The organism is Frondihabitans sp. 4ASC-45 (genome assembly GCF_049472575.1).
Taxonomy (GTDB): Bacteria; Actinomycetota; Actinomycetes; order Actinomycetales; family Microbacteriaceae; genus Frondihabitans.
Genome location: NZ_JBCEBN010000008.1, coordinates 116,705 through 142,459 on the forward strand (window position 1 = coordinate 116,705; position 25,755 = coordinate 142,459).

22 protein-coding genes and 2 pseudogenes are annotated in these 25,755 nt (G+C 63.5%); 14 read left to right on the forward strand and 10 right to left on the reverse strand.

Annotated features, from left to right (window positions below):
* The 3 genes and pseudogenes from VH571_RS13185 to VH571_RS13195 form a co-directional block, all read right to left on the reverse strand.
* Window positions 1-1,293 carry a restriction endonuclease subunit S gene (locus VH571_RS13185; RefSeq protein ID WP_423264964.1) on the reverse strand — a complete coding sequence of 431 codons (1,293 nt, stop codon included), beginning with the start codon at window positions 1,291-1,293 and terminating at the stop codon, window positions 1-3.
* A complete protein-coding gene (locus VH571_RS13190) occupies window positions 1,290-3,317 on the reverse strand; it encodes a type I restriction-modification system subunit M (RefSeq protein WP_423264965.1) in 2,028 nt (675 codons plus the stop codon). Before VH571_RS13190 ends, VH571_RS13185 begins: the two co-directional genes overlap by 4 nt.
* Before the next feature lie 373 nt (window positions 3,318-3,690).
* Window positions 3,691-4,170, reverse strand: a pseudogene (locus VH571_RS13195) (recombinase family protein).
* Window positions 4,171-4,398: 228 nt separating this feature from the next.
* Between VH571_RS13195 and VH571_RS13200 the strand changes: the two are divergent.
* Complete coding sequence (locus tag VH571_RS13200) at window positions 4,399-5,523, forward strand: AAA family ATPase (protein ID WP_423264966.1); 1,125 nt, start codon at window positions 4,399-4,401, stop codon at window positions 5,521-5,523.
* A 47-nt stretch (window positions 5,524-5,570) separates the two neighbouring features.
* Window positions 5,571-6,443 (forward strand): hypothetical protein, encoded by an 873-nt coding sequence (locus tag VH571_RS13205; protein ID WP_423264967.1) that lies wholly within the window; start codon window positions 5,571-5,573, stop codon window positions 6,441-6,443.
* Between the two features lie 167 nt (window positions 6,444-6,610).
* Here the strand turns inward: VH571_RS13205 and VH571_RS13210 are convergent, their stop codons facing one another.
* Both VH571_RS13210 and VH571_RS13215 read right to left on the reverse strand, forming a co-directional pair.
* The gene (locus VH571_RS13210) at window positions 6,611-7,552 is read right to left on the reverse strand and encodes a restriction endonuclease (RefSeq protein ID WP_423264968.1); all 942 of its coding nucleotides are present in this window, start codon (window positions 7,550-7,552) and stop codon (window positions 6,611-6,613) included.
* Between the two features lie 93 nt (window positions 7,553-7,645).
* Complete coding sequence (locus VH571_RS13215) at window positions 7,646-8,074, reverse strand: hypothetical protein (RefSeq protein ID WP_423264969.1); 429 nt, start codon at window positions 8,072-8,074, stop codon at window positions 7,646-7,648.
* A gap of 62 nt (window positions 8,075-8,136) precedes the next feature.
* On the opposite strand from VH571_RS13215, the gene VH571_RS13220 reads away from it, so the two are divergent.
* From VH571_RS13220 to VH571_RS13235, 4 genes are all read left to right on the forward strand, one after another.
* On the forward strand, window positions 8,137-8,775 hold the full coding sequence (locus VH571_RS13220; protein ID WP_423264970.1) for a hypothetical protein: 639 nt from the start codon (window positions 8,137-8,139) through the stop codon (window positions 8,773-8,775).
* A gap of 130 nt (window positions 8,776-8,905) precedes the next feature.
* Entirely contained in the window at window positions 8,906-9,697 is a 792-nt protein-coding gene (locus tag VH571_RS13225) for an alpha/beta fold hydrolase (RefSeq protein WP_423264971.1), read from the forward strand.
* Between the two features lie 378 nt (window positions 9,698-10,075).
* Window positions 10,076-10,636, forward strand: coding sequence for a hypothetical protein (locus VH571_RS13230; protein ID WP_423264972.1), 561 nt, complete (start codon window positions 10,076-10,078; stop codon window positions 10,634-10,636).
* Between the two features lie 9 nt (window positions 10,637-10,645).
* Window positions 10,646-10,831, forward strand: a complete 186-nt coding sequence (locus VH571_RS13235; protein WP_423264973.1) for a hypothetical protein — start codon at window positions 10,646-10,648, stop codon at window positions 10,829-10,831.
* Between the two features lie 120 nt (window positions 10,832-10,951).
* On the opposite strand, the gene VH571_RS13240 is transcribed toward VH571_RS13235, so the two are convergent.
* The 4 genes and pseudogenes from VH571_RS13240 to VH571_RS13255 all read right to left on the reverse strand — a co-directional run bounded on the left by VH571_RS13240 (window position 10,952) and on the right by VH571_RS13255 (window position 14,463).
* The gene (locus VH571_RS13240) at window positions 10,952-11,431 is read right to left on the reverse strand and encodes a hypothetical protein (RefSeq protein WP_423264974.1); all 480 of its coding nucleotides are present in this window, start codon (window positions 11,429-11,431) and stop codon (window positions 10,952-10,954) included.
* Window positions 11,432-11,771: 340 nt separating this feature from the next.
* A pseudogene (locus VH571_RS13245) lies at window positions 11,772-12,335 on the reverse strand (ABC transporter ATP-binding protein); the annotation flags it as partial.
* Window positions 12,287-13,564, reverse strand: a complete 1,278-nt coding sequence (locus VH571_RS13250) for a hypothetical protein (protein WP_423264975.1) — start codon at window positions 13,562-13,564, stop codon at window positions 12,287-12,289. The gene VH571_RS13250 and the pseudogene VH571_RS13245, both read right to left, overlap by 49 nt.
* Window positions 13,555-14,463, reverse strand: coding sequence for a hypothetical protein (locus VH571_RS13255; protein WP_423264976.1), 909 nt, complete (start codon window positions 14,461-14,463; stop codon window positions 13,555-13,557). The genes VH571_RS13250 and VH571_RS13255 overlap by 10 nt, the downstream gene beginning before the upstream one ends.
* Before the next feature lie 311 nt (window positions 14,464-14,774).
* On the opposite strand from VH571_RS13255, the gene VH571_RS13260 reads away from it, so the two are divergent.
* The 4 genes from VH571_RS13260 (at window position 14,775) to VH571_RS13275 (ending at window position 19,339) form a co-directional block, all read left to right on the forward strand.
* A complete protein-coding gene (locus VH571_RS13260; RefSeq protein WP_423264977.1) occupies window positions 14,775-15,926 on the forward strand; it encodes an ROK family transcriptional regulator in 1,152 nt (383 codons plus the stop codon).
* Between the two features lie 130 nt (window positions 15,927-16,056).
* On the forward strand, window positions 16,057-17,202 hold the full coding sequence (locus VH571_RS13265; RefSeq protein ID WP_423264978.1) for a sugar ABC transporter substrate-binding protein: 1,146 nt from the start codon (window positions 16,057-16,059) through the stop codon (window positions 17,200-17,202).
* Between the two features lie 107 nt (window positions 17,203-17,309).
* On the forward strand, window positions 17,310-18,074 hold the full coding sequence (locus tag VH571_RS13270) for an ATP-binding cassette domain-containing protein (protein ID WP_423265015.1): 765 nt from the start codon (window positions 17,310-17,312) through the stop codon (window positions 18,072-18,074).
* Entirely contained in the window at window positions 18,071-19,339 is a 1,269-nt protein-coding gene (locus VH571_RS13275; protein ID WP_423264979.1) for a sugar ABC transporter permease, read from the forward strand. Before VH571_RS13270 ends, VH571_RS13275 begins: the two co-directional genes overlap by 4 nt.
* 58 nt (window positions 19,340-19,397) lie before the next feature.
* Here VH571_RS13275 and VH571_RS13280 read toward each other — a convergent pair whose 3' ends face one another.
* Window positions 19,398-20,420, reverse strand: a complete 1,023-nt coding sequence (locus VH571_RS13280; protein WP_423264980.1) for a LacI family DNA-binding transcriptional regulator — start codon at window positions 20,418-20,420, stop codon at window positions 19,398-19,400.
* A gap of 164 nt (window positions 20,421-20,584) precedes the next feature.
* Between VH571_RS13280 and VH571_RS13285 the strand changes: the two genes are divergently transcribed.
* From VH571_RS13285 to VH571_RS13300, 4 genes are read left to right on the forward strand one after another with little or no spacing between them, the layout of a single operon-like run.
* A complete protein-coding gene (locus tag VH571_RS13285) occupies window positions 20,585-21,844 on the forward strand; it encodes a sugar ABC transporter substrate-binding protein (RefSeq protein WP_233572950.1) in 1,260 nt (419 codons plus the stop codon).
* Between the two features lie 28 nt (window positions 21,845-21,872).
* Window positions 21,873-22,850, forward strand: a complete 978-nt coding sequence (locus VH571_RS13290) for a carbohydrate ABC transporter permease (protein WP_423264981.1) — start codon at window positions 21,873-21,875, stop codon at window positions 22,848-22,850.
* Window positions 22,850-23,743 carry a carbohydrate ABC transporter permease gene (locus VH571_RS13295; protein ID WP_423264982.1) on the forward strand — a complete coding sequence of 298 codons (894 nt, stop codon included), beginning with the start codon at window positions 22,850-22,852 and terminating at the stop codon, window positions 23,741-23,743. The genes VH571_RS13290 and VH571_RS13295 overlap by 1 nt, the downstream gene beginning before the upstream one ends.
* A 3-nt stretch (window positions 23,744-23,746) precedes the next feature.
* Window positions 23,747-25,726 (forward strand): glycoside hydrolase family 127 protein, encoded by a 1,980-nt coding sequence (locus VH571_RS13300; protein ID WP_423264983.1) that lies wholly within the window; start codon window positions 23,747-23,749, stop codon window positions 25,724-25,726.
* The last annotated feature ends 29 nt before the right edge of the window (window positions 25,727-25,755 follow it).

Below are 25,755 nucleotides of genomic sequence, written 5' to 3' on the forward strand. Positions count from 1 at the left end.
TCACACCTCCACGAGCTCGCGTACATGGATTTTCCCCGTCACCGCTCCCGAAATTAGCGCCACACGACGCTCGCGCGACAACGCCACGGCGCGCCTTGCATCAGCAATTGTGAGGTCGACTTCGTGCAATGCGTCCTGCAAATAATTGACGATTCGTGATTGCTCTTCAGGGGGGGGCATTGCTACCACCAACTGCCTAATGGACGCCATCGGCAGGTTGTTCGCGAGTCCTTCAGCGCCACTAACGGACGACTCGATCTGGCGACGAGTAGGCGTTGAATTCAGTAAGGCATTTAGGTATTGAGTGGAGGCCATGGACGGCAAGGGGTGCAGACGGAAGGTCTTGTCCGACAGAATCAACTTGCTGGATACGTGATCAACGAGGGCGGCGGATCCGAGCAGCCGGATGCTGCCGCTGGCTCGGTTCATGAGCAGGTCTCCCGGCCGGACGACAAGTGACGCAGGATATGAGAAGCCGTCCGGAAGCTTCTTCTGCTCGTCCTCACGAAAAACCCCGCCGTTTACACATCCGGATTTGAGCACGCCCGTCTCGCCTTCTTTGGCGGGGCCTGCCTCAGCCTGAGGGCTGATGCCCTGTTCAATGACGCCCAGAATTCGCCGCAACGTCGCGACAGTCCAGTGGCTTGGGATAAGACCCAGCCAGTTAGAGCCTGACTCCGTAAACGGCGCATCTGGATTGAGGCCTTTGGTCACGGCGTGGCTGACTGTCGCAGCCCGCCGCTCCTGGAGCAACCCGATCAGATCCTCCTGATCCCGAATAAACGCATCGATCTCCCCCGTCTCCTCATCCAGAAAATCAGCGATAGCCTCCTGGTCCGGCGTGGCTGGGACTTGGATTTTAATCGACATGAGGTCAGCCGCATTGATGGCCGGGTAGCTGATACCTACGGAACGCGCGACGATTTCATCGAGGACAGCCGGAGCCAGGATGGCATAGCCGAGAAATCGGGAATCAACACAGCGCGGACGAAGCACCGCGAACCCTGTCGATGCGATCGCGTTCGGGGGTGGGTCTTGCACCGAGGTGACAGCCCGAAGGTAAGTCCGCACCGTCGATACGAGGACATCACCAGGACGGACTATCCGGCGTGCTCGGCTGGGTGCACTGCCGAATGTGATGGGCTCGCCCCACCTAGCCCCCGACACGTGATCGACGTCCGAAATTTCGAGGTAGGAGATCTGCGTGGTCTCGTCTTGATTCTCCGGCAAAACTTCATCATTGACGGAGGCAACGGCTTTGAGTGGCATTTCCGGCCAGGAAGCCCAACTCATGCTTTGACGTGTTCGAGTCGTGCACGGATGCGTCCGAGGACGATGTCAAGGTCGGCGTCGATCTCTTCGAGGGGTCGGGGTGGCAGGTACTCGTAGAAGTGTCGGGTGAAGGGGATTTCGGCGCCTTCTCTGGTTTTGGTGGTATCGATCCACGCGTCGGGGGCAAAGGGACGTACTTCTTGGTCGAAGTAGTCTTCGATGTCCTGCCCCCAGGGCACGTTCTCCGTGTCCCGCAGCGTTGGATCCGCCTCCGCTCGGCCTTTCGAGTCGACGCAGACGTCGGCGGTATCGTCCCGCGCCCCGAGGGCCACCAGGATGATCTTCATCATCGTCGCCGCGACCCCGACGTGTCCGGCTCGGAGGCCGGCTTTCAGGTCGGTGGTGAAAGCGTTCCGGTTCTTCCACACCCGCTCCGCTCCCATCCCCTCGAGCACCGCCCGGAGGCCGGCCTGCTGGTCGGGGTCGAGTTTCAGGATGGCCTTCTCGAGGAACAGCGCGTCGATCCGGTCCGAGGTGACGGCCCAGTTGCGGCGAAGGGGGCGTTCGACGGTGATGGTGCGGTAGTAAAACGCTTCCCGCGGGAACACCTTCGACAGTTTCCCCTTCTCGTTCGCCCCGTACAGGCGAACGATGTCGGCGATGTTGTCCGTGGAGAGTTCGTTCCGTTTGGAGCCGAGGCCCTTCCGCATTTTCCGGAACAGTTTCGTCCCGTCCAAGAGTTGCACTTTCCCTGCCCGGTCGGGGTGTTTTTGGGTGCTGAGGATCCACAGGTAGGTGGAGATGCCGGTGTTGTAGAACATGTCCGTCGGCAGCGCGATGATCGCTTCCAGGTAGTCGCGTTCGAGGACCCACCGGCGAATGTTCGACTCCCCCGACCCGGCACCCCCGGTGAACAGGGGGCTGCCGTTGAGCACGATGCCGGCGCGGCCGCCGGGGCTGGTGTCGGTGGCGGGGCGGATCTTGGAGATCAGGTGCATCAGGAAGAGCATCGACCCATCTGAGACGCGCGGAAGCCCCGGACCGAATCGGCCAGCAAACCCGCGAAGTGCGTGTTCCTCAGTGACCTGTTTCTGCTGCTTCTTCCAGTCGACACCGAAGGGCGGGTTAGACAGGCAGTAGTTGAACGTGGCGTTGGGGTGACCGTCGTCAAGGAGAGTGTCGCCGAATACGATCGCGTCGACGGGTTGCCCTTTAACAGTCATGTCGGCTTTGCAGATGGCGTAGGACTGCGGGTTGATTTCTTGCCCCGCCAGCGTCAGTTTCGCCGTCGGGTTCATCTGCCGGATGTGGTCCTCCGCCACCGACAGCATTCCCCCGGTCCCCGCGGTGGGGTCATAGATCGACCGGACCGCGTTCGGGGTGGTCAGGGCGTCGGCGTCGGGGTTGAGAAGCAGGTCGACCATCAACTCGATGACATCCCGAGGGGTGAAGTGCTCTCCGGCTGTCTCGTTGGATGCTTCAGCGAACTTTCGGATGAGCTCTTCGAAAATGTGCCCCATCTCCTCATTCGGCACTGCCTCCGGGCTGAGGTCCACTTCGGCAAATTTCTGAGTGACGAGGAAGAGGAGGCCGGCCTCGTCGAGTTCGTGGAACCGGTCGGTGATCTTGTACTTGTCGAAAATGTCCCGCACGTTCTCCGAGAATCCCGCCACGTAATCCAGCAGGTTCGCGGCGATGTTCTCCGGATCCCCCAGCACCGCTTTTAAGTCGAAACGGGACGTGTTGAAGAAGGAGTACTGGTGGTTCGCGCGAGTGCGGAGCAGGGCCGGTCGGACGGGGACGCCCTGGTTTTCGGCGTCCCGGACGACAGCAAGGACGTCGGTTTTGTTAGGAGCGAGGACCGCGTCGAGGCGGCGGAGGACAGTGAAGGGGAGAACAATGTCGCCGTACTGGTGTGCTTTGAAACTGCCGCGCAGCAGGTCCGCGATGGACCAAATGAATGACGCGTGATTCGAACTCAAACCTGTAACCTCCGTGACAGCCGGCATCGCCATGACACCGGCTCCCCTAACGGTATTGCCCATCCCGCAGTTTTCGCGCCCCCAGCCCGGGCTGCCCACGAAAACAGACCACCCCACACGGCGATACGATCCATCACGAACCGCCCGCCACATTGGGTGCCATTGCATCGGGTGGCCTCTTTACCGGTACATCATTTCCCACAGCTGTTCTCGTGCTGAAGTGAAATCGACGGGGCGGCCGGCCATGGCACTAGTGAAGTGCTCGACCGACTACAGGCTGAGGTGGCCATAGCGGGCAGAGTAAAGGCCGAGCGCAGTGATGCAGTACGTGCTGGAGTGGTCCAGACCTTCGATAGAACGTGAGCTGGACACGCCCAGCTCGCGGAACACGGGTGCTGCCGCCTCCCCCATCGATCAGACGAACCGCGTTCATGACCTACGGGTCAGTTACCTTCTGCGGCTGGCCACCGAGATTGCCGCATGACTGCCGGCGTGTGGCCACAGAATCAGTGTTCCGCTCTCGTTTATTGTCGAGCTCCATTTGAGCCAGGGCCGACATGACTGGGAATACCATCGACCCCATCGGGGTGGACGTGTGCACACCACCTCCCCCAAGATTCAAGACTCGAAGAACCTCGGACCTGGCTCGAAGGTTCTCGGCGGCGTCGAGCAAGCTCTACGTTGACCGGCCCAGCCGGTCGAGCGTCGTGACGATCAGGGTGTCACCTTCGTAGATCGCTTCTAACGCACGGGCCAACTCCGGCCGCGATGCCTGGGCACCTGATAGCCCATGATCGATGTAGAGATCGTAGCGGCGCACGGCAGCCGCAAGAAGGTCCGTTTCTTGCCTGTCCGTCGCCTGCTGCATGGTCGACACCCGTGCATACCTAATCCACTTGCTCAATAACGACCTCAAGGTGTCCCAAACCCAACGGTGACTGCGTCACGCGAGCAGAACGTTTCGGCACACAAAATTGAGAAAACCCGTATCGCGGACATTCGCGGAGGTAAGAATCTAAATTCGACGAGGGGCGGGACATCCCATGTCCCTAAGGTTTCGAGACAAGCGCGCAGAATTGCGCCCATTAAACAAATATGCATCCAGCGCGCCAGCTGAAGCCGTGGAGACACTACATTTACTTGCATGACCCGAATTGACAACATACGCATCGACCGGCTTTCGGGTAGGTCTACCCCTATTGACATTGAACTGAACCCCGACCTAAATGTCTTTTTTGGCTTAAATGGAACAGGGAAGACTTCACTGCTGAAGGTGATTTACTCGGCGGTTCGCAATCGTTCCGATCTCCTTGCAGGTATTTCCTTCGAGTCTGCCGCCGTCACTATCTTTAGCCAGCTGGAAAATACGTCTCTAACTCGCCGCATTAGGTCCGGCGACCTCGAAAAGCAAGAGGACGCGTTCTATGTAGATGAAGACGGGGACCACGTGCGCCTTGCAAGGGGCCCAGCCACAAGCTGGAAGACCTCAGGGCATAAGGAGAATAGACCGTTCGAAGCAACTTTTCTTACGACTTCGCGTCTTTCGGTATCTGACAGACGCGCCTCGCGAACTTATCCACGCGGAGGTGATTCCTCGGTGGATGCGACCATTGACGAACGCTTCGCCGAGGAAGTCCAACTTCTCTGGCGCCGCTACACGAATAAGACCCTTTCAGAGGTGCGGCAGATTCAGCAAAGCGGACTTGCACAAATTTTGCAGTCGCTATTCAGTGATGCAATTGCCACCCACCCTCAGGAACTTGATGCGCAGACTGCGTACTACCGGTCCATGGAGTTCCTGCGTCGGCAGGGTGTGCAGCCCCGAGAAACACTGAAATCATTTACATCTCATTATGCGTCAGATGTTCGCCTAGCGAGCATTGTTCATGAAATCGACTCCATTGAGCGCCGAATTGAGAGCGCGGAGGAGCCGCGACGAAAATTGCAGGAACTGATCGGACAGTTCGTTGGCGGAAAGGAAATTGAGTTCACGGATCGAGAAATCGACGTGCGATCTGGTGACACGCCAATCCCTCTCACCACACTCTCCTCAGGAGAAAAGCAGCTCATTCGCATTCTGGTGGACGTAATTAATGCCGGAGTCAGCACGATCATCATCGACGAACCAGAGCTCTCCATGCACATCGATTGGCAGCACGAACTCCTGGCGAGTCTTCGAACAGTAAATCCTGAGGCGCAAATTATCGTCGCCACTCACTCGCCCGAGATTATGGCGAATGTCCCTGACGCCCAGATTTATCGACTCTGATGGCTCGGCTCCAACATTCCTCCGCGGCATTCATCCGAGTAATGCAAATGTCTCGCGCAAAATTACAGGTCTTCGTTGAGGGAAGAGACCTCGATTCCTACGTTTACGGCAGAATTTGTCGGTCGGCGCTTCCTCATCTGTTCGACTATCGAACGACTCGAGCAGACGAACTCACTCCGGCGGGAACAGGCGGTAAGCAGGCGCTCCTCGCTTTTTTCTCCAATCTGCGACGAAAAAAACAGCTTGTTGTTGACTTTAAAGGCCAGAAATCCGGGACTCTTTTCTTCCTCGACAAGGATCTAGACGACCTCCTACGCAAGCAAAAGCGCTCGCCGCACGTCGTCTATACGCGGTCATATGACATTGAGGCTGAAGTCTTTAGAGAAGGAGACATTGTCGATGCTGTTGCCGCGCTTTGTTCGCTCGACCCAACAGCCGTCCAAGCGCGGCAGCAGCCTACGGACTGGCGTCATCTTGCTTTGAATAGCCGGCGTGACTGGGTGGACTATTGCGTTGCAGCCAAGACACACCCGAGCTTGAATCTGACCAGTTACTCCAATGTGAGCCTGATGCACTCGAAGGGGCAACTTCAGACGGACCCTCTAAAAGTTGCGACCATCTCAGCGCGTCTAGCGGCGGAGTGTTCGACGGCCGGCCTCAGCTTGACTCAAGTAAAGCTGAAGGCTGCGCGTCAGGTGTCTCGGTCCTACGCCAGTTCAGGCGGGTACGAAGTATTTAAGGGCAAATGGTTCCCTGAAGTCATCCACACTCTAGCCGTGAGCCACTTTCCAGTGGAGGCGGGCCGGGTAACGAGCTTCAAATCCCGCCTTGCGGGACACATGGCGCAATCGATGTCCATGCAAGCGCCCTGGGTTCAGCACTACTCCACCCCAATAGTCGCAATCGTCGCTCAGCTATGAGCCCACGCTCTCGCAACCAGGGCCAGTCGCCGAACGGCCTTGAAGTGTCCCAAAACCGGAGTGTGCCACAGGTGGCTTTCGCGATTGCACCTAAACTTAATCGCACCAGTCGCCGGTTGCCTGTCGAACGGTCCTGACGCACCAACGCCTGTACCGGGAGCTCTCCATCAGTCGAAGAAGTCGGCATCGACCTCCACGGCCGTGTAGGTGTTCCGCACTTGGACACCGACTCGGTACTTAATCATTAAAGCGATCAATCGTGGGCCGTCAATAAGGACGACGCGAGATTGCACGTTGCTGGTGTAATTGACGGCGGCGGCAGTGAACGCTGATGTTGTGAGGAACACCCCACGGGTGGCGCCGAAGCCGTGAAGTGCCCCGACGAAAGCTTGAATGGTTTCGCGGCTGATGTTGTTGCCGGCTTTGTACCTCTTGGCCTGAATGTAGACACGGTCAAGTCCCAAGGCGTCTTGGTCGATCACCCCGTCGATTCCCTCGTCGCCAGTCCCGCCGATGCGCTTTCCGCGCTGCTCTGCACCGCCGTAGCCCATTGCCAAGAGAAGGTCGACGACGGCCTGCTCAAAGAAATCTGGGTGACTCTCGCGAAGACGATTGAGGAGGTCTTCCCCGACTTCGGCTTCAATGCGGCTAATGCCGTCTTCAATTTGCTCGATGGGGTCGAGGATGTCGGTGGCGGCGTGAACGAGCTCGACGTCCTCAACCTCGGATCCGACTTGTTTGCGGGGCTCGTTGGGCCAGAACGGGGCAAAGATCTCGCGGGCCGTGGCGTAATCAAAGCCGTTTGGGTACTCCACTAGAGCGCTGCGGCCGCGGTCATTGATGGCGTAGTGGCCGCGGCTCGGCCGATCGATCCAGTTGGCTTTCGACAGGTGGCTCAGCGCCCAACCAAGACGTTGCTCGTACCGATAGCCACCGGAACGAAGAGTCTCGGCTTTTGCGGCGGGGCTGAGGCCGACTAGTTCGGCTGCTTCGTCAAAGACGTCCTTACGGTGCATGGTCCGACCGTCCTCGAGTACTCGCAGAACGGGAAGGACGAACGCCGGCCAGATGGGGACGATCGAGACGGCGTCGTCGTTAAGAGTGGTCACTCCCCCACTGTGCCGCACCTTGCCAGAGTCTGGGGCGCTGTCAGAGGTCATTGCCTCCTCAGTCGTGAGAAATGACGTCTCCTCATGCCATTATCAGTGGGTCAACCCGACAAGGAGCACGAGGCCCTGCAGATGAACCCGAAACCATCCCCCAAGACTGACGACGAACACCAGGAGGTGCGGCGAGACCGAGAGGAGCTCCGCACGTTTGTCAGGTCCCTCGACGCTAAGGATATCGCCTCCGGCAACTGGTTCAGCAAATTGCTCGCGCACGCTCTGGACTCCTACACGAACAAGGTCGACGCGGACTGGTTCACGGCAAAATACCCCGGCGTCCCGGCTGACGCGATCGTCGATCAGCGAATCAAAATGGCCGCCCGATACGCGGCTACGGAAGGTGGGCTCGCCGCCGGTGCCTACGGTGCTGCAGCGATGGCCGCGATCCTTGCCCCAATTGCCTTTCCCGCCGCGGCCGCCTCCGTCCTCGTCGATGTCGCCTACACCGCACGACTTCAGATCCACCTTGCCTACGACATCTCGGTGCTTTATCGCGTTCCGTTGGATCTTGACGATCCAGACGATTTATGGCGGCTGCTGCGCGTCGCTTTCACAATCCAAGGTGCACAAAGGCTGGTGAGGGGCTTCTTAAAAGCGTCCCCGCAATCGTCAAGCCGATCGTCAGGGCCTTCTACAAAGGGGACGTCATCAAGGCGGGTAAAACCCTTCCCGTCGTGGGCAAGTATCTGTTGCAACGCAATGTTATTAAGATCGGGATTCCGATCGTCGGAGTGCCTCTGTCGGTCGGCCTCAACTACTTCACAACCCTCATCGCCGGTAAACACGCGCGGGCAGTTTTCCGAAACGATGCCCGCATCACAGAAGCCGCAGACCGACTCACTACAGACACCGAACACCCCCAGTCGATGCTCTGGGTCGCCTGGATGCTGATCATGGCCGACGGCAAGATCAGCGACGACGAAGCCCTCCTCATGAAGCGACTAACAAAGCTTGCCAACGAGAAACACGACCTCACCGAGGAAGACCTTGAGCGGGTGATCGACATCGACAAGGCCGACATGTGGCGCCGCCTCGATGCCGAAGACGGCGACCTTCGAGATCTTCTAGACGTCGCTCAGAAGACCGCCGAGATCGACGGAGACGTCAACAAGCTCGAAAAGGCTGTTCTCGACGAAATTCGCCAGCGCTACAGCGCGAGCGATTAGTCGTTCCTGAGGGAGGAGAGACCCACGTGACCCCAATAAGTTGGACAGGCGCGTACCCACTTCGCCGACGCCACCGCGGTTCGCCTCTGGGCCCTTAACACGGTCACGAGGCCGCCCATAGGCTGACCCCGTGGCCCCCGTGATGAAGCAGACGACCGTCAGCGACGGGGTGACGATTGCCTACACGATCTTCGAGGGCGTTGAGCCGGCAGCGGTCATTCTTCATGGCCTCGCCGGGCGCAGCCGCGAATTCATCCCGACCGCCGAGGCCCTCAGCGGTCGGCGAGTGATCCTCGTCGATCAACGAGGTCACGGGCTTAGCACCACCAGGCCGTCCGACACGTCTCGCAGCGCTTTTGTGTCTGACGTTGTACACGTCATCAGCGAAGAAACATCCGAGCCGGTGATCCTCGTCGGCCAATCAATGGGCGCCCATACGGCCATGCTCGTCGCCGCGGCCCGGGGCGACCTCGTGCGTCAGCTCGTCCTACTCGAAGGCAACGAGGGCGGCGGGACGGCTAGCGAGCACAGTGCCCTTGGCGACTTCTTCCGCTCCTGGCAAATCCCGTTCTCGGATCGAGCTGACGCAGCCGCGGCCCTGGGTGACGGGCCTCTCGCACGCGCCTGGGTCGAGGATCTCGATGAGCGACCCGACGGCCTGCACCCTCGCTTCGACGCAGACATCATGCAAGCCACCGCCGAGGCCATGGGTGAACCGCGCTGGACCGAGTGGGAGGCGATCGAGGCTCCGACCCTGGTGATCTACGCCGACGGCGGCATGTTCACGGAGGAGCAGAAGTCGGAGTTCGTCCGCCGAGGCCGCAATGCTCGACGCATCGACGTGACCGCCGCCTCCCACGACGCGCATCTCGACGCTTTCGACCAGTGGATAGGCGCCTTGCGCACTGTCCTCGCGGACTAAACACCGGGGCAGCGCCAACACCATTCCGCCGGCTAGACCTACCGCTCGCTGCGCAACCGAGCGAGCATCGCCCCGTGGGGTCGAGGCGTCGGAGTGGCGGCCGTGCGCGTGTGCGTTTCGATGACCTCGAACCCAGCCTCACCAAGCACAGCCGCGAGAGCTTCGGGCGGCCACCGGTAGGCGGTGACTACGGCATGGTCGAAAGGTTCGACGTCCGGTCCCGTGAATGAGCAGGGTCGCACCCACGAGGTGACGACTCCTTCAGCAGCCGGTACGCCCAAGAGGACGTCCTGTAGTCAAGTGCGCGCACTGGCGACCGGCCCGCGCAGCCCGCCGGTATGCTCCGCATCAGACCGCTGCCCGAACGACGGAGTTTTCTTGTCTCAGCTCACCACCGACGACGACGACTTCCGGGCGCCGCTCGCACATGTTCCGTCAGCCGTTTTCGGCATTGGTGGCGGCCTGGTGATGGCCGTCGTGATTTTCGGGCTGTGTCTTTTCGTCGAAACGTCGTTTCGACAAGCCGTCGTCTTTGGCGTCGTCTTCGGAGTGCTCCTGGCGGTGGGCTTCACCGTTTTGGCAGCGTGGTCTAAGCGCTGGAGCGGCAGCCACCGGGTCACTCTCGGACAACGCGCCAATAGAGCTCTCAAAAACGGCCGTGTACCCGAGGGAGCCGACCCCACCGAGTGGCTCCCGTGGCTCACAAGCGCGCGGCGGTTCTGGAAGGTGCTCACCGTCGCCGGACTGATCCTCTACCCGAGTCTCGTCGTCATCGGCATCGTCGTTCTTGCCAGCGGGGACGGCGGCTGGAGAGTCGTAGCCCAAGTCGTCTTCATGTCCGCTTTCACCATCCTCTCGACCTGGCAAGGCCTGCTGCAGCTCCGCCGCATCCGAGTACTGACACTGCAGCTGAACACCGCACCGCGCGCGAGCGTCTGAAGGAGCCTCGTGGACAGAACAACCCGCGCAGTGCTGACGGTGCTCCTCACCGTCTTCGGCTTGACGTTCATGACGCTCGGAGTCATCGAGTTCGTGGCGCGACACATTCACTTTCTCGGGGCCATCCACGTCGCGACGGGTGTGCTTTGGCTGCTTGGTGTCGTCTTGATACGTCGGCGAGCGCCTCGCGTCTGAGCGGCTCGTCCACATCATTGCCGAGCTGCACACCTAATGCTCCGAGCAGCAGCGGTTGGCCCTTACGAGGGCGCCGGGCCGTCTTGGTAAGGAACAGAAGTCAAAGACGCCCGCCACCCGTCAGACGGACGCGTGAAACGAGGCCTGCCCTGGTTTGTCAGCGACCATCCCCTTTGGGCCGATTGCATGCAGATTCTCGACCTCTTCCGTCATAGCCACGGTTAGGGCAACGAGCGACTTCTTTAGTTGCTCATCTGAGTCACGTTCGCTGTGCTCAAGGAACGAGTTGCATGCCTTGCCCATTTCACGGAGGGGGCTCAGCGCCTTTGAACGGGGGCGCAGCTGAAGACGTGCCTCGCGGACGAGGATTCGAGCGTGACGGATGGACCCCTCAACCCTCTCCGGCTCGCCGTCCGCCCACTCCCACTCGTCGGAGACGACGAAAGCGCGCTTGGCCGCCAGATCAAGAATCAGGTTGTCGAGAGCGGCCTCCTCTTTGAGTTTGGCGTCACGACGACGAGTGAGCCTTTCCACGAGGAGCGCGACACCCGCGCCGAAGAAGGTGCTGAATGCCACGGTAAGAACATCGATTGGGTTCATCGGGTCAGTATGGGCGAGGCAAGGCAGCTCACTAGGTACGCCGCCGTGTTGCCCGCGCGTCGCCTGGGCCCGCCCGCCGCACATTGAGCTGATCAGCCGAAGCCAATAGCCGAAGTCATGGGCAGCGGGACTCCGCAGACCACTGGATCCTTACTGCCAAGCGCTCCGGAACGGACGACGAATCGACGGCTCACGGGATGTCGACGAGCCGATGCCCCTCGAGGAGGAGCCTCCGGTCGCAGGAGTCCGCCACCCTCGTGCTGTGGGTCGCGATGACGAGCCGTGCCCCTGAATCGCCCAGGGAGGTGAAGAGATCGAGCACCTCTTTCTCGGTGGCTTCATCGAGGGCGCCCGTGGGCTCGTCGGCGAGGAGGAGTTCGGGAGCCTTCACGATGGCCCGGGCAATCGCTACTCGCTGGGCCTCGCCGCCGGACAGCCTGCGGACTCGCTTGGCACCGAAGCCGTCGAGGCCGACCGCGGAAAGGGCCTTCTCGGCCTCCTCATCGGCCCTGGCACCGCCGCTAACGGCCAGCTTGACGTTCCGTACGACGTTGAGGTCGCTGATGAGGTCGTAGCGCTGCGTCACGATGCCGATGTGGTCGAGTCGGTGTTTCGCCATCGCGTTCGCCGTGCGCGGGAGTAGCTGGTCTCGGTAGAGGTAGTCGCCCCGATAGCCGATGTCGAGGCCGGCCAGGATCCTCAGAAGGGAGCTCTTTCCGCTTCCGCTTCTGCCGAGGAGCGCAACCGATCGCTCGTTTTCTGACAGGGAGAAATCGAGGTCTTTGAAGAGGATCCGCGTCTCACCATTGGGCTCCTTGACCGACTTCGAGACGCCGCGCAATTGAATGATGTGGTTCATGCCGTGTTCCTCGAAGCTTCGGAGATGGTCGTCTTCAGCAGCCATCGTTGCCAGACGGCGTCGCCCACGAATATCACGACTAGGCCGAGTGTCAGTAGGCGCCAGCTGCCGGGGTCGTGGTTGGGAAGAAGCCTGATTACGAGAGTGACGAGAGCCCCGACCATGACGTACTCGACGGCCACCGTCGCGATGGCAGTTCGCTCGAGATGCCCAGGACTCCATCCGAGAGCCCACTGCGTGCGGACGCGCTGGCCGCGGCGACGATGGTTTCGGTGCGTCAGGGCCGCGACGACCACGGCCGCCCCAAGCGCGAGCACTATCTCGATCGCCACGAGCAGACCCAGATTATCGGTGATGAGAGATCTCACGAGGCCGAATTGGGTGATGTAGGCCGGAACCCCTATCAGTGCGAATTCGTGGAACCCGGACTGGGCGGCCGCTACCTGGAGTGCACTCAGCACGGCGTCGCTGCTCATGTCGGTACTCGCGGCGACGTTCGCGTTGATCATCGCGAAGGCGAGAATGCCGTAGAAGTACGACTCCGACTCCGGAAAGTCAGCGATAGTCGGTGGATACGGAATCACGACGTAGTCGTCGATAAAGAAGTTGATGGTGTTTTGGTAAAACACCGATGAGTCGGCCTCCAAGAATCCAACTACCGAGAACTCGGCGATCTGCGAGTAGTAGTTGCCTTTCAAGGTGTCGCCGACCTCGTAGACGTCCCGATAATCTGCGCCGAGAAGCACCGGAATCGAATCGGCGGCGTAATCGACCTCGTCCCAGTTCGGGGCAGTACCCGACTCGGTTTTGAGGTTGTAAAAGTCGAACGCTGTCTGATTCAGCTGCACCGATTTCACGTTGACCACGTCGGTGCCGAGGCCCTCCTCGTCGTGGGGCCCTTGGGTTCCGATCTCGGTTCCGTACCCGTATTCGAACGACTCGTCACCTGTGAAGTCGGCTATCGGGAGGCTCTGATCGAATATCGACAACACCTTGAGTCGGTCGTCGGCGCCGACGTCATCATAGAACCGCGCGAGCTTCCGGATGTTCTCCGGCGACGACCGGTACTGCTCGAATTGCTCAGGATCCGCGAGCTGGTCCGATAGACCGTAGAAGTTGACGCTGGCGGAGCTTGCGAAACTTCGGTTGACCGCGTCGCGGCTCGACTGCCCGAATGAGGCGAGGTTGTAGACGGTCACGGCAAGCACGGTGATGATGACCACTTTGGCCAGGGTCGGGAGCCACGTTCCCCGGAAGTTGTCGATTAGGCCCATGAGGGCTTCCTCCAGATGGTCCGGGCGCTCGCGAGGACGAAGCTGACGACGATCAGAGTTGCTGGTGCCAGCGTGTTCCACAGAATCGATCCAGCTGACTGAACCGGGGGTGAAAGGCTCAGAGTGATGCCGCAGACGAGTAGCAGCGGGCCGGCCGCGCCGAGGAGGAGACGGGCAGTACTTGCGGCGAGGATCCTCACGCGTTGGTGCCCCAGCTGAAACCGGACGGCGCAGAGGCGACGCCCGTAAGACGCAGCGAGGAGGCCGGTTACGATCGACCCGATCACGGTCAAGGCCCTACCAAACCCCAGAAGAACCGGCGAGACGAAATCGATGTTGGTCCGTCGATCTGTTCCCCCGTCGTGGGTCGCGGGTGTCGCCGAGAGGCCGTGCAGGATGTCAGCTACATCAGGGCCATCGACAACCATTCGAGCTTTGCCGTCCCGGTCGAACAGACCGGCACCCTTCAGAAGGACGGCGTGAGAGAGCAGGCTCTCGGTATGAAGCCCCAGGTGGCCGACGACGGGGTAAGAAACACCCTCGAAGACATACGACTTGCGGCCCTTGTCGGTAGTCACCCGGACGTCGGCACCCACCAGTGCGCCGCGGTCGCCACCTGACCCGAGCTGCCGTCCTGAATGGAGGGGCAAGGGTGACGGACGCCCGAACTCCATGACGGCCCGTACCGTTCCCTCGTTCGTGAGATCGCGAAAGACCCGGGCATTCGCACCGGCTTTTTCCAGGGCATCCCGAATCGTCGAAGGTTTTTCGTCCACGTCAACGCTCTGACTGGAGTAGAGGTTGTTCCCCTCGAGAGAGAGTGCGGTCTGGATCTGGTTGTACGTTCCGAGCACGCCTCCCATGGTCGAAAAAAGACTCACGAGGAGGGCGATGGTCACGAGGCGTAGTGGACTCATTCGCTCACAGACGTCGATGCGGCAAGGAGGGGAAGGCCCGCTCCGGCAACCCCTCCGTCGACATAGTTGCGGCGATTAGCGACAGCCTCGTCCCCTTCGTTTGACACTGCATTCGTGCCTCCCGCGGAAGACACGGTGACCACCCGGAATATTAATACTGGAGAGCCGAGCCTCCCGCAAGCCAGACGCCTCGAGCGCCATTCGCCCGCCTCGGCACTCTCGACCCGCCAAACACGCCCTGTATGCTCCCCCTCGTGAGCGCTCGCCAAGGAAGCCCAGGCAGCCAGGCTTCATTGCGTGAAGCCAACCGGGGCAGAATCGTCGATGCGGTCAAGCAGCACGGGGGCCTCACGCAGGTGGAGCTCGCCGGCGCGACGGGGCTCTCGGCCGCAACCGTGTCGAACATCGTCAAGGAGCTCGTGGCGACGGGCGCCCTCCACTCGACGCCGAGCACCTTCAGCGGGCGACGTGCCCTCAAGGTCACCCTCCCGCACGGGCTGGGCCTCGCGGTCGGGGTGCACGTGTCGCCGCGACACCTGCACGTCGCCCTTTCCGACCTCAACGCGGCCGTCCTGGTCGAGCGACACATGCCCCTGGCCCGCGACCACCGCGCCGACAACGAGCTCGACCGCATAGCCCTGCTCATCACCGACATGGTCGAGTCGATCGATTCGGGGCTCGACGAAGTGCAGACGATCGGGCTGGCCGTCTCCGCCCCGATAAACCGGGCGACCGGCGTGATCGCGAGAGCCGGGATCCTTCGGGGGTGGGACGGGATCGAGATCTCGAACTCGCTCGAGAAGAGACTGCGACGGCCGGTGGTGATCGACAACTCGGCCAGCCTGGCCGCGCTGGCGGAGCACCGCTGGGGCGCAGCCCGGGGACGCAGCACCTCCATCACGATCGACTGCGGCGACGGCATCGGCGCGGGCCTCATGATCAACGGCGCGCTGTTCCGGGGGTACCACGGGGTCGCGGGCGAGTTCGGGCACATCCCGATCGAGAGCGGCGGGCCGCTCTGCCGCTGCGGCAACCGGGGATGCCTCGAAGCGGTGGCGGGCGCCCCGGCCGTCTTGGAGTCGATCCGCGACACGGTCGGGCCGCTGAAGCTCGTCGACCTCATCCTCCGCGCCATGTCGGGCGACGCGGCCTGCGTCCGGGCCATCGGCGACGCCGGTCGCACCATCGGCACCGCCGCCGCGGGGCTCTGCAACGTGCTCGACCCCGAGAGGATCGTGGTGACCGGCGAATTCGCCCGGGCCGGGGAACTGCTTCTCGGGCCGCTCCGGCATGCGCTCGAAGCCCGGATCCTGATCGAGCCCGATGGGATTCCCGACGTCGTCCAGGGCCAGCTGGGATCCAAAGCGGCCGTCACGGGAGCGCTCTCGTTCGCCATCGATTCCACCGACCTGCGCCAATCCACCGATCTGCGCCAATCCATCTGAAAAAGACCGGTCCACCTGAAAAAACCCTGCACGCAAAGACTCTTGACTTCAAGGCTTGACGTCAACGGATTCTTTGATGCATGCTCAGGACACCGCCAACGACGGCGGTCACACAGCTGGAGGACTTTCGATGAAGACGGCCACCACCAAGAGACGCATCACCAAGACAGCCACCATGAGAGCGGTCGTGGGCGCAGCAGCGCTCGTCCTCTCAGTCGCAACCCTCACGGGTTGCTCCAACGGAGCAGGCAACGGCGGAGGTGGTGGCGGCGGCACCGGCGACGCCTCCAAAGCCAAGATCGGCCTCCTCCTTCCCGACTCCGTGACCGCACGGTACGCCAGCGCCGACAAGCCGCTCTTCACCGCCGAAGTCAAGAGCAAATGCCCCGGCTGCTCGGTGGTCTACGCGAACGCCGACGGCGACGCGTCGAAGCAACTCCAGCAGGCGCAGTCCATGCTGACCCAGGGCGTCAAGGTGCTTGTGCTCGACCCCTTCGACGGCGAGGCCGCGGCCTCGATCGTGCAGCAGGCGAAGCAGAAGAACGTGCCCGTCATCTCGTACGACCGTCTCATCGACAGCGCCGACCTCAGCTACTACATCTCGTTCGACAACGAGAAGGTCGGAGAGCTGCAGGGCACGGCCCTCGTCGCGGCCCTCAAGGCCAAGAACGTCGCCGAGGGTTCCGGCATCATCATGGTGAACGGATCGCCGACCGACAACAACGCCTCGCAGTTCAAGGCCGGTGCCCACAAGGTCATCGACGCGAGCGGCTACAAGGTGCTCGCCGAGTACGACACACCCGGATGGGACCCGGCCAAGGCTCAGGACTGGGCCGCCGGACAGATCTCGAAGCTGGGTGCCGACAAGATCACCGGCGTCTACGCGGCCAACGATGACACCGGTGGCGGTGTCATCGCGGCTCTGAAGTCGGCCGGCGTGAAGAAGCTGCCTCCGGTCACCGGTCAGGACGCCTCCCTCGCGGGAATCCAGCGCATCCTCTCGGGTGAGCAGTACATGACCGTCTACAAGGCATTCAAGCCGGAGGCCAGCCAGGCCGCCGACCTCGCGATTCAGCTCGCCCAGGGCAAGAAGCCCGCGGCCGACACGACCGTCAAGACCGCCGGCGGAGCGAGCATCAAGTCGTTCCTCCTCGACCCCGTGGCCGTGACGACCGCGAACATCGAGTCGACCGTCATCAAGGACGGCCTGTACACGGCCAGCCAGGTCTGCACGTCGGAGTACGCCTCGGCCTGCAGCAGCAACGGCATCAAGTAACCCCCGTCGGACCGCTCGGCCTCCGGGCCGAGCGGTCCTCTTCACAGAGCGAGGATCGTCAAGTGACGACAGCAATCCCGAATGTCCACGGCGCTCCGGAGCCCGTCATGTCCCTCCGGGGAATCAGCAAGCGATTCGGTGCCGTGCAGGCGCTGACCGACATCGACTTCGACGTCTACCCGGGCGAGATCGTGGCGATCGTCGGCGACAACGGTGCCGGAAAATCCACCTTCGTCAAGATCCTGGCCGGCGTCTACACGCCCGATCGGGGCAGCATCACCTTCAACGGCGAGAACGTCACCGTTCCCAATCCGGCCGCCGCGCAGTCCCTCGGCATCGCGACCGTGTTCCAAGACCTCGCCCTCGCCGACAACCTCGACGTCGTCGCGAACCTCTACCTGGGGCGTGAGATCACCCACGGCACCCTCGACGAAGAAGAGATGGAGCGCCGCTCCTGGGAGCTGCTCCAGCAACTGGCCGCAAGGATCCCATCGGTCCGGATTCCCATCGCCTCCCTTTCCGGCGGGCAGCGGCAGACGGTCGCGATCGCCCGCTCGCTGATCGGCGAGCCCCAGGTCGTCATCCTCGACGAACCGACCGCCGCCCTCGGCGTCGCGCAGACCGCCGAGGTCTTGAACCTCGTGGAGAGGCTGCGCGAACGAGGTCTCGGCGTCATCCTCATCAGCCACAACCTCGCCGACGTCCAGGCGGTCGCCGATCGCGTGGCCGTCTTGCGCCTCGGCCGCAACAACGGCACGTTCCGCATCGACGACGTCACCTACGAAGAGATCATCGCCTCCATCACCGGAGCGACTGAGAACGCCGTGACTCGCCGCGCCGCGGCCCGATCCGACCAGGAAGAACCCGTATGAGCAACTTCGACGAGACCCTCACCGCGGCAACGCCCACGCCCTCCGCCGCCGACCTCCAAGACGAGCGACTCCTTCGCGATCAGGGGCTCTCGGGCGCCAGCAAGGCATTCGTCCGTCGCGTGCGGGGCGGTGACATCGGCTCCCTCCCCGTCATCGTCGGGCTGGTCGTCATCTGGGCGGTCTTCCAGATCCTCTCCCCCGACTTCCTCTCCCCCGGCAACCTGGTCAACCTGGCCCTGCAGTGCGCCGCGGTCGGCACCATCGCCATCGGCATCGTTTTGGTGCTCCTCCTCGGCGAGATCGACCTGTCGGTGGGCAGTGTCAGCGGCCTCGCGGCTGCGATCCTCGGGCAGGGCCTCACCTCGCTGGCCTGGCCGCTCTGGCTGGTCATCGTCGTCTCGCTCGCGGTGGGCGCCGCCGTCGGCCTCCTCTACGGGCTGCTCTTCACCCGCTTCGGCGTGCCGAGCTTCGTGATCACCCTCGCCGGGCTCCTCGGGTTCCTCGGCCTGCAGCTGCTGATCCTCGGGCCGAACGGCTCGATCAACCTGCCGTACACGTCGCCGATCGTCCAGTTCGCGTCGGCGTCGTACCTGCCGCCGTGGCTCGCCTACGCTCTCGCCGCGCTGGCCGCGGGCGGGCTGCTGGCCTCCGACCTCCGCCGCGCCAGCCGACGTCGTCGAGCAGGGCTCTCTACCGGGCCGCTGTCGCTGACGATCATCAAGGCGGTCGCGATGCTCGTCGGCCTCTGCATCATCGTCTGGTACCTGTCGCGCGACTTCGGCACGGGAACGTCGTTCGTCTTCTTCATCGCCCTGGTCGTGCTGATGAACTTCGTGCTCAAGCGCACGAAGTGGGGACGGTCGGTCTTCGCGGTCGGAGGCAACGTCGAGGCCGCTCGCCGGTCGGGCATCCGCGTCAACCGGATCTACATCTCGGTGTTCATGCTGACGTCGATCTTCGCGACGGTGGGAGGGATCCTTGCCGCCTCGCGTCTCAACTCGGCCAGCCTCTCGTCGGGCGCCGGAGACACCAACCTCAATGCCATCGCGGCAGCCGTCATCGGCGGAACGAGCCTCTTCGGCGGTCGCGGCAGCGCGTGGTCGGCGCTGCTCGGCATCATCGTGATCCAGTCGATCTCGAACGGCCTCACGCTGCTCAGCCTCGACTCGTCGATCCGCTACATGATCACGGGTGCCGTGCTGCTGCTGGCCGTCATCATCGACTCGCTCTCGAGGCGCAGTCGCGCGAGCCACGGCGCGGCCTAGAGCGGCGAGACCGGGCGCCGGCCTCAGCCCTACCTCAGGCCGGCGCCCGGGACACCCCCTACGACTCCCGCACCACCAACCGCACCGGCTCCACATGGCGACCGGTGCGGGGCCGACCGTCGATCGCATCGACGAGGGCCTGGGCGGCGGAGCGGCCGAGGTCGTCGAGATTCATGTCAACGCTGGTGAGGGGCGGGCGGGATTCGCGCACGAGGATATCCCAGTTGTCGAAGCCGACCACCGAGACGTCGTCCGGCACACGGCGGCCCTCCTCGCGGAGGGCGTCGATGACGCCGCGGGCGATGTGGTCGCTGCCGGCGACGATGCCATCGAGGTCGGAGTGCGCTGAAGCGAGGAGCCGCGCACAGTCGCGACCCCAGCCCTCACCCCACTGACCGAACAATGATTTGCCGCCGACCAGTGGGATCCTCGCTTCTTCCATCGCCTGGGCGACGCCCTCCGCGCGATCGCGGGCGGCGGCGTACGAGGCCTCGCCGTTGACGAGGGCGATGCGGGTGCGGCCCGCCTTGAGCAGGCGCTCGGCGGCGAGACGACCGGCCATCACGTTGTCGGGCGTGAACGACGTGTCGGCATCGTCGTCGGAGGGGGCGTAGACGTAGACGACCGGCACGTCGCCGGGCACGGTCGCCGGCGGGCGGGAGTTCGTCGTGCGACCCACGATGAGGAGGCCGTCGACCCGGCGGGTGAGCAGGGTCTGCACCAGGAGCTGCTCGCGCAGAACGTCGTCGCGAGCATCGGCCAGAAGCACCGAGAGGGAGCCCGACCCGAAAGCGTCTTCGGCGCCGAGCAGGATCGGCAGCACGAAACGGTTGTCGAGGTCGCTGGTGATCATGCCGATGGTGTTGGTGCGCGTCGAGTTCAGGGCCTTCGCGAAGAAGTTCGGGGTGAAGTCGAGCGAGCTGGCCGCCTCTTCGACGCGCCTGCGTGTCTCTTCGCGCACGTGGGTCTTCTTGTTCAAGGCTTTCGATGCGGTGGCGATCGAGACACCGGCCAGGCGGGCCACGTCGGCGAGCGTCGACTTCGGGAGAGCGCCCGTGTCGCCCCGCTGCTGTTCGGCCATGTTCCGAAATTAGTTCATGAAGTCGTTGACAAGCAAACTAATCGGCTATTAGGTTCCTACCGAAACCGCTTTCGGTTTTGATTTCATCGGAGAGATCACCCTCACAGCGGGCCTCTCTTGACCCAGGCAACCTGCAGACACTCTGCATTCAGAGAGGAATCACTGTGATCTTCACCCCTCGCCGCAAGCGCGCCTTCGCCGCGCTCGTCGGCATCGCCACCGCCTCCGCCGCGCTCACCGGCTGCTCGACCGGCGGCGCCGGCGGCAACGGCGGCTCGGCCGCCTCCGGCACCTACACGTTCTGGGATCCGTACCCCCAGTTCGACGGTTCGTCGGCGTGGACCAAACTCGTCGAGAAGTGCGGCACCGAAGCCGGCGTCACCGTCAAGCGGACCGGCTACGACACCTCCGACCTGACGAGCAAGGCCCTCCTCGCCGGCCAGCAGGGCAACTCGCCCGACCTGCTGCTCGTCGACAACCCGGTCGTCTCGACGCTCGCCGACGCCGGCCTGCTCACCGACACCGCCGAGACGAAGACGAGCACGACCGACATCGAGGCGAACATTCTCGCCGCCGGTCAGGTCGACGGCAAGACGTATGGCGTGCCCATCGGCGCCAACACCCTGGCCCTCTACTACAACAAGAAGATCCTGTCGGCAGCGGGCGTCGACCCCGCGAAGATCACCGACTGGACGTCGCTGACCGACGCACTTGCCAAGGTCAAGGCCAAGGGAGACAAGGGCATCACCTTTGCCGGGATCGGCACCGAAGAGGGCAGCTTCCAGTTCTTGCCCTGGTACTGGGGCTCCGGCGCGAACCTCGACCAGCTCGACTCGTCCGATGCCGTGTCAGCTCTGTCGCTCTGGACCGACTGGGTCAACAAGGGCTACGCCCCCAACTCGGTGATCAACAACACCCAGACCACGTCGTGGCAGGAGTTCCTTACCGGCGACTTCGCCTTCAGCGAGAACGGCACCTGGCAGCTCGCGGGAGTGAAGGCCTCGAAGATCGACTACGGCATCATCTCGATCCCGGCCAAAGACGGCGGAGCCGCTCCCGCTCCGACCGGCGGCGAGTTCCTGACGATCCCCGTGCAGAAAGACTCGGCCCGCTACGCCGTCTCGGCGAAGATCCAGTCGTGCCTCACGAGCACCGCGAACGTCGTCTCGACCGACAACACGCTCTCGTACGTCGCTCCGACGAAGGCCGCTCAAGAGAAGCAGGTCGCTGACAACCCCGACCTCGAGCCGTGGGTGACCGCGGTCGGCGATGCCAAGGGCCGCACCAGCGACAACCTCGGCACGAAGTACCCGAAGATCTCGGAGCAGATGTGGAAGGCCGTGCAGAACAGCCTCAGCGGCTCGCAGTCGGCCGAGGACGCGCTGAAGCAGGCCCAAACGGCTGCGGCTGCAGCCACCAAGTAGTACCAGCGGCCTCGAAGGAGCACGCACCATGAGCAACACCATCATCGAACGCCCCGAGGCCGCCCCGCCGGCCGGGAGCCCGGCCGTCGACGCCGGGCCCCCGGTCCGCCCCTCGCTGAAGAGGCGCTTCCGCGCCGACCAGCTCGCCGCGTGGGCGTTCATCCTGCCCGTCGTGGCGTACCTAGCGATCTTCTACGCCTACCCGCTGATCAAGAACGTCGACCTGGCCGTACGCGACTACACGGTGCGGTCGTTCATCGACGGCACAGCGCCCTTCGTCGGGTTGGCCAATTTCGTAGCCGTGTTCCAGGATCCTACGTTCGGCCCGGCCCTTCGCAACACGCTCCTCTTCACCGGGGTGTCGATCGCCTTCCAGTTCTCGATCGGGATGGCGCTGGCGGTGTTCTTCTTCCAGAACTTCCGTCTCTCGTCGACCCTTCGAGCACTGTTCCTGGTGCCGTGGCTGCTGCCGCTGATCGTCTCGGCATCGACCTGGTCGTGGATGATGAACAGCGACTCGGGCGTGATCAACTCGGTCATCACGTCGTTCGGCGGCACCGGCATTAACTGGCTCACGTCGCCGCAGTGGGCGCTGATCGCGGTGATCATCGCAAACATCTGGATCGGCATCCCGTTCAACCTCGTCATCCTCTACTCGGGGCTGCAGAACATCTCGACCGACATCTACGAGGCCGCCTCGCTCGACGGGGCGAACGCCTGGCAGAAGTTCTGGCGCATCACCTTCCCGCTGCTCAAGCCGGTCTCGGCGATCACGATCCTGCTCGGCCTCGTCTACACGCTGAAGGTCTTCGACATCATCTGGATCATGACCAAGGGCGGCCCCGGCAACGCGTCGACCACCTTCGCCATCTGGTCGTACCAGCTCGGATTCGGCTCGACACTGCCGAACTTCAGCCCGGCCGCGGCCGTCGGCAACCTCCTCATCGTCATCGCCCTGATCTTCGGGTTCTTGTACCTGCGCGTGCAGAGAAAGCAGGCTCAGTAATGTCCGCCACCCTCACCCGGCCCGCCGGGGCCCGCCCGGCCCCCGGGGCCTCGACCGCCTCGGCGCCCAAACGCAACCGCGGCCCACGCACAATGTGGAAGAGCGCCCTCGGCGTGCTCTTCACCGCCATCATGCTGTTTCCCGTCTACTGGATGGTCAACGTCTCGCTGACGCCGGCCTCCGAGATGCGCAGCACCCCGCCGTCGTGGTTCCCGTTCAACGCGACCTTCGACGGCTACACCCAGGTGATCCAGCAGCAACTGCCCTACCTCGGCACCAGCCTGCTGGTCGGCCTCGGCACGGTCGTGCTGACGGTCGCCGTCTCGGCACCGGCCGCGTTCGCGCTGGCCAAGCTCCGACCCCGGGGCGGCGGCGCCCTGTCGTTCATCCTGATCGTCGCGCAGATGATCCCGCAGGTGATCATCGCGATGGGCTTCTACGCGATCTACCTCAACCTCGGCATCTTGAACCAGGCCGGCGGGCTCATCATCGCCGACTCGACCCTCGCCGTGCCGTTCGGCGTGCTGATCTTCACCGCGTTCATGTCGGGAATCCCCGACGAGCTGATGTCGGCCGCGAAGCTCGACGGCGCCAGCACCTGGCGCACGTTCACCTCGGTGGTGCTGCCGGTCAGCCGCAACTCGGTCGTCACGGTCAGCCTGTTCGCGTTCCTCTGGGCTTGGTCGGACTTCGTCTTCTCGTCGACCCTCAACTCGGGCGGCACGTCGCAGACGATCACGCTCGGCATCTACCGCTACATCGGCAACAACAACCAGGACTGGAACGCGATCATGGCCACCGCCGTCGTCGCCTCCATCCCCGCGACGATTCTCCTCGTCGTCGCCCAACGCTATGTCGCCGCCGGTGTCACCGCCGGCGCCGTGAAGGACTGACCCATGACCCAGCTCGTCGACACCCCGACCCCCTCCGACCCGCAGACGCACTCCGCCTTCCGAGGTGGCCCCGTCGCCCCGTCCACCTCGAAGCTCACCCCGCTCGACTCCACCGAGATCCGGCTGTCCGAGGGCTACTGGCGCTCGTGGCAGCAGAAGAACTCCGACGTCGTCCTCGCCCACTGCGAGGCGTGGATGGAGCGCATCGGCTGGATCGGCAACTTCGACCGGGCGGCCAGCAGCGACACCGGCTGGGAGCATTCCGGCATCGAGTTCGTCGACTCCGAGATCTACAAGCTGCTCGAGGCGATGGCGTGGGATCTCGGCCACGGCGAGAACCCCGACCTGCAGCAGCGCTACGACTCCCTCGTCGAGCGGGTGGCCTCGGCGCAGGAGGCCGACGGCTACCTGCACACCAGCTTCGGCCGCCCCGGCCAGCCCGCCCGTTACTCGAACCTCGAGTGGGGCCACGAGCTGTATTGCTTCGGGCACCTCATTCAGGCGGCCGTCGCGCGAATCCGAACCGCAGGATCCGGCCGTCTCGTCGATGTCGCCATCCGTCTGGCGGACCACCTCTATGCCACCTTCGGTCCGTCCGGACGCGAGGCCGTGTGCGGACACCCCGAGATCGAACCCGCCCTCGCCGAGCTCGGTCGCGCCACCGGCGACGCCCGCTACCTCGAGCTCGCGGCGCTGTTCGTCGAGCGTCGCGGCCGCGGTCTGCTCAAGCCGATCGAGTACGGCCAGGAATACTTCCAGGACGACCAGCCGGTGCGCGAAGCGGAGACCCTCCGCGGTCACGCCGTGCGCGCCCTCTACCTCGCCTCCGGAGCGCTCGACGTCGCGGTCGAGCTGGGCGACCAGGCCCTCGCCGCGGCCGTCGAGCGGCAGTGGAACCACACCGTCGCGACTCGCACCTACATCACCGGCGGAATGGGATCGCACCACCAAGACGAGGCCTTCGGCGCCGACTTCGAGCTGCCGCCCGACCGCGCCTACTCCGAGACCTGCGCGGGCATCGGCTCGAACATGCTGTCGTGGCGGCTGCTGCTGCAGCACGGCGACACGAAGTACGCCGACCTGCTCGAGCGGACGCTGCTGAACAACGTCATGGCCTCACCGCGCGAAGACGGTCGGGCGTTCTTCTACACGAACACGCTGCACCAGCGCGTTCCGGGCACCGTGCCCGACGAAGACGAGCTGAACGCCCGGGCCCTGTCGAGCCTCCGCGCACCCTGGTTCGAGGTCTCGTGCTGCCCGACGAACGTCGCCCGCACTCTCGCCAGCGTCGAGCTCTACTTCGCGACCAAGACCCACGACGGTGTGCAGCTGCACCAGTACGGCAGCTACGACATCGACACGACGCTCGACTCGGGCACCGCGGTCTCGTTCTCGGTCGTCAGTGGCTACCCGGCCGAGGGCCGCATCGTAGTCACCTCGCGCGAGCAGACGGCCAGCGAGGTCACGTTGACCCTGAGGATTCCCGCCTGGGCCGGCCACGCCGACGTCACCGTCGGATCCGACGCTCCCGAGCGGGTCGACGGCGATTCGGTCAGCGTCACGCGCCGGTTCGCCCCCGGCGACACCGTCGTGCTCGACCTGCCGATGGAGGCGCGCTGGGTCACACCCGACCCGCGGATCGACGCCGTCCGCGGCACCGTCGCCGTCGAGCGCGGGCCGCTCGTGCTCTGCCTCGAGGCGCAGGCCTCCGACCGAACTGTCAACGACGTGCGGGTCGACACCTCGGCACCGCTACTGACGACCGAGACCGGGGCCGGCGTGACGCTGGTGACACCTGCCGCGCCCGGAACGGCGGGAACGGCCGGAGCGGAGGGCACGGACGGCCTCGGACGGGCGGGGTGGCCGTACGGCGAAGCCCCTGCCGACGAGGGTCGAGGGGCGTCGGAGGGGATCCTTCGTCCCTATGCCACCTGGGCGAATGAGGGCCCGTCGACCATGCGGGTGTGGTTGCCGACCGCCTGATCGCCCTTTCTCGGGTGGGGCGGCTGATC